General features: G+C 65.9%; 2 protein-coding genes and 1 pseudogene. 1 reads left to right on the plus strand and 2 read right to left on the minus strand.

Going from position 1 to position 1,274, the window contains the following annotated elements:
* Nucleotides 1-543: NAD-binding protein (locus G3N61_RS39115; protein WP_241018144.1), on the plus strand; the 543-nt coding region annotated here is incomplete at its 5' end.
* Nucleotides 544-664: 121 nt separating this feature from the next.
* Here the strand turns inward: G3N61_RS39115 and G3N61_RS39120 are convergent.
* Together G3N61_RS39120 and G3N61_RS39125 are read right to left on the minus strand one after the other, a co-directional pair.
* Nucleotides 665-997 carry a hypothetical protein gene (locus G3N61_RS39120; protein WP_043181261.1) on the minus strand — a complete coding sequence of 111 codons (333 nt, stop codon included), beginning with the start codon at nucleotides 995-997 and terminating at the stop codon, nucleotides 665-667.
* A 187-nt stretch (nucleotides 998-1,184) separates the two neighbouring features.
* Nucleotides 1,185-1,274: pseudogene (locus G3N61_RS39125) on the minus strand (DUF3005 domain-containing protein); the annotation flags it as partial.

The raw sequence follows: 1,274 nt of genomic DNA on the forward strand, positions 1-1,274 counted from the left end.
TTCGTGATCCAGATGGATGGCGAAGTCCGGATCGAATTCATCAAGCTCGATACGCCGCCGACATCGGGGCGCGGCACCGTGAGCGCCGGCACCCAGCCGGCCGGCCGCAAGATGGGCTACGTCGTGCATTGCGGCGGCACGGGCACCGGGCAGATCGCGAAGATCTGCAACAACCTGCTGCTCGGGATCTCGATGATGGGCGTGTCGGAAGCGATGGCGCTCGGCGCCGCGCTGGGGATCGATCCGGCCGTGCTGGCCGGCATCATCAATACGTCGACCGGCCGCTGCTGGAGCTCGGACACGTACAACCCGTATCCGGGCGTGAGCGACACCGCGCCGGCCGCGCGCGGCTACGCGGGCGGCTTCGCGGCGAACCTGATGCTGAAGGATCTCGGGCTCGCGACCGAAGCGGCACGCAGCGCGCACCAGCCGGTGTGGATGGGCGCGCTCGCGCAGCAGCTCTATCAGTCGATGAGCCAGCAGGGGCTCGGCACGCTCGACTTCTCCGCGTGCGTGAAGCTGTACGAGGCACAGCCGGCGTAACCGCCGCAGCCGACGCCGGACGTGCGCCGACCCGCGATGTGCCTGAACGGCATCGCGGGTCGTTTCGCATGCGGGGGAAGGAAAACGCGGAAGGCGACGGCGCGTCAACGCCGCCGGTCGTTCAACCGCGCGGGTTCGACGCCGTCTCGAAGGTCGGATGACACTCGAACGCGAGTTCGGAGCGCGCGCCGACACGGCTGCCGCTGGTCAGCGATTCCTGCTTCATGCTCGCGCGCATCCCGCGCTGCGTGCAGTAGTTGGTGGCTTCGTCGAAGGCCTTCGTATGGGCGTCGGCCCACGTCGTCGACACGCCGACCGTGCGCGTCGTCACGGTAAACACGTTCGGGTTCGACGTCGCGGTCACGTCGGAAGCGGTCGAACACGCGGCGAGCAAGCATGCAGCAGCCGCGACGGTCAACCATCGCAGGGTTCGAAAGGAAACTGGAGTGGACATGGGGGCAAGCGCGCGCCATTCGACGCGCATTGAGCAACATAGGCGACAGTATGCCTGCTCGATCGCCGGAGATCATGCCCCTTTCAGTGAACACATTGTTTCGAATGGTTAAACGATGATGAAAATGGGGCAATATTTTCGCCCCGTTTCAGGGCCAGATACCGCCAGCGGGTAGATTTGCCCGGCCGAGCCCTTCGTCGGGCGTATCGACCGCTTCGTCGAGCGACGCGTTCGAATAAATCACGTTGTCGTGCCACTTCGACGCGCCCGCGGCGGC

The organism is Burkholderia sp. Ac-20349 (assembly GCF_017104865.1).
GTDB classification, from domain to species: domain Bacteria; phylum Pseudomonadota; class Gammaproteobacteria; order Burkholderiales; family Burkholderiaceae; genus Burkholderia; species Burkholderia aenigmatica.

Excerpts from the sequence above, each read along its gene's own strand:
- G3N61_RS39120 (WP_043181261.1), bottom strand. The coding sequence starts at position 997 with ATGTCCACTCCAGTTTCCTTTCGAACCCTGCGATGGTTGACCGTCGCG.